The 2,490-nt window shown below is 77.8% G+C and carries 4 protein-coding genes; all 4 read right to left on the reverse strand.

Translation table 11 applies throughout. The features are described from left to right. Positions 1–461: response regulator (locus ABEB16_RS09750; protein ID WP_425560154.1), on the reverse strand; the 461-nt coding region annotated here is incomplete at its 3' end. Positions 462–780: 319 nt separating this feature from the next. Continuing rightward, positions 781–1,182: a YchJ family protein gene (locus ABEB16_RS09755; protein ID WP_345712064.1), complete on the reverse strand. Its 402-nt coding sequence runs from the start codon at positions 1,180–1,182 to the stop codon at positions 781–783. Between the two features lie 4 nt (positions 1,183–1,186). Then, the gene (locus ABEB16_RS09760; protein WP_345712065.1) at positions 1,187–1,552 is read right to left on the reverse strand and encodes an STAS domain-containing protein; all 366 of its coding nucleotides are present in this window, start codon (positions 1,550–1,552) and stop codon (positions 1,187–1,189) included. Positions 1,553–1,603: 51 nt separating this feature from the next. Beyond that, on the reverse strand, positions 1,604–2,490 hold an 887-nt coding region (locus ABEB16_RS09765), incomplete at its 5' end, for a PP2C family protein-serine/threonine phosphatase (protein ID WP_345712066.1).

The following is a 2,490-nucleotide window of genomic DNA, read 5'->3' on the forward strand; positions in this document are numbered from 1 at the left end:
CGCACCCGCACGGGCGCGGCGGGCGCGGGTGCGGCGGGGGCGGCGGGCGCGCCGACGGCGCGGGGCTCCACGAAGTCCGGCACCAGGGCCTTGATCTTCGGGATGAGCTGGACGCGCACCATCTCCATGGACTCGTTGACGCTGCCCACGTTGGCGGGCTTGGTCACGTAGTCGCTCGCCCCGCGGGACAGCGCCTCCAGGGTGGCGGAGGCGCCGCGCTCGGTGAGCGTGGAGAACATGACGATCGGGATGCGCCGGTCCACCCTGCGGACCTCCTGCAGCGTCTGCAGGCCGTCCATGACGGGCATCTCGATGTCCAGCGTGATGACGTCCGGCTTCAGCTGGGAGATCTTGCCCAGCGCGATCTGGCCGTTGGCCGCGGTGCCGACGACCTCCAGGGCGGGATCGCCGGAGAGCACCTCGGTGATGATTCGGCGGACGACGAGCGAGTCGTCGACCACCAAGATCCTGATGCGTTGCCGCACGCTCCACCTCGCCCTTCGGCGATGGGGACCCACCGCCTCGACTCCCGCCGTCAGCAGCGGACCCTCATCCATCGGCCGCCCGGAGCCGGGCCTGAAGGGCACAGCGCGCGGACGCACCGGGACGGGGCGCCGGGCGTGGGTCAGGGGGTCGGCGGACGTCGCTCACGTCCGCGCCCATCTCCGGGTTCGGGCGCTCCACAGGCCGCTCCGGCGCGCCCGAACCCGGAGATGGGCGCGAACGCGGGGGCGGGGGCGCGGGCGGGGGCGGGGGCGCGGGCGGGAGCGCGGGCGGGGGTCAGCGGACGTCGCCGTCCAGGTAGACCCAGCGACCCTCCTCGCGGGTGAAGCGGCTGCGCTCGTGCAGCACCCCGCGCCCGCCCGGGCCGCGGGAGACGGCGCGGAACTCCACCACCCCCTCGGCGTCGAGGAACCCGCCGCGCTCGACCGCCAGCACGTCCAGCCGCAGCCACCGCAGGTCCGGGTCCAGCTCCAGGTGCGCCGGGCGGGTGCCCGGGTGCCAGGTGCGCAGCAGGTGGGCGGCGTCGACCACCGCGAACGCGCTGTAGCGCGAGCGCATCAGCTGCTCGGCCGTGGCCGCGCGCCCCTCACCGCGGTGCAACCGCCCGCAGCACGCCCCGTACCGCTCCCCCAGCCCGCACGGGCACGGCGCCTCGTCGGCCACCCCGCCCGCGGGCACCACCTCAGCCCCCCACCGCGCCGCGCACGCCGTCCAGCGCCTCCGGCAGCGAGTCCACCGCCAGCCCCTCCGCCATCTCCACCAGGTCCAGGATGCGCCGCCCCGAGCTGCCCGGCGGCGCCACCACCCGGAAACCCACCCGCGCCCGGGCGCACGCGGCCGCGAAGGAGTTGACCAGCCGGATGCCGGAGCTGTCGCAGAAGGTGACCTCGGACAGGTCGAGGACGACACCGGTGGTCCCCGCCACCAGGTCGGGCACGCGCGGCAGCACCGCGGGCACCACGGTGACGTCCAGGTCACCGCGGGCGCGCAGCACCTCGACGCGATCGTCCGCCCCCGCTGGGGGGGCCTGCCGGACCTCCAGGCTCACGGGCACCTCCTGACGCCGCCGGCGGCGCCGCACGCACCGCCCGTGCACCGATCATGCACCCGCGGGGCACCGCTGGGCAGGTCCCGGCGCCGGACCGGCCGCCCCGGCCGCCACGCCCGCCCCCCGCCACTCCAGCAGCAGGACGCACACGTCGTCGTGGTGGTCCTCGTCCCGCAGCAGCTCCTCCGCCACCGCCGCCACCGCCTCGCCCAGCGGCAACCGGCCCGCCCGGGCCGCCACCGCCGCCAGCACCTCCAGGCCCGCGTCCAGCTCCCGGTCCCGGCGCTCCACGAGCCCGTCGGTGCACAGCAGCAGCCGGTCCCCCGGCCGCAGGTGCACCAGCGCGTCCCCCCGCGACCGGCCCGGCGCGTACGCGCCCAGCGGGGTGGAACGCCCACCCCACAGCAGCTCCCCCCGGCCCTCCCCGCGGCCCCGCGCGCGCACCAGCACCGGCGGCAGGTGCCCCGCGCAGGCGTAGCGCAGCGCCCCGGTGGCCAGGTCCAGCTCCGCGTGCGCCACCGTCGCCATCCCCGCCGCCTCCACCTGGTCGGCGAAGGCGTCCAGGCGGGTCAGCAGCTGCGCCGGGCCCGCCCGCAGCGGCGCCAGCGCCCGCACCGCGCTGCGCAGCTGCCCCATCGCCGCGGCCGCCTCCAGGCCGCGCCCCACCACGTCCCCCACCACCACCGCCAGCGCGCCACCGCCGGCGTCCACCACATCGTAGAAGTCGCCGCCCACCTCCAGGGTCTCCACCCCGGGCCGGTAGACCGCCGCGACGGCGTAGCGCTCGTCCCGCGGCGGCTCCCCCGCCAGCAGCGAGCGCTGCAGGTGCCGGGCGACGTCCGCGGTGTGCTCGTGCAGCCGGGCGCGCTCCAGGGCCACCCCCGCCCACGCCGCCACGATCCCCGCCACGGTGCCGGCCACGCACGCGCTGGCCACGC

The sequence above is a fragment of the Kineococcus glutinatus genome (genome assembly GCF_039542765.1).
Taxonomy (GTDB): Bacteria; Actinomycetota; Actinomycetes; order Actinomycetales; family Kineococcaceae; genus Kineococcus_A; species Kineococcus_A glutinatus.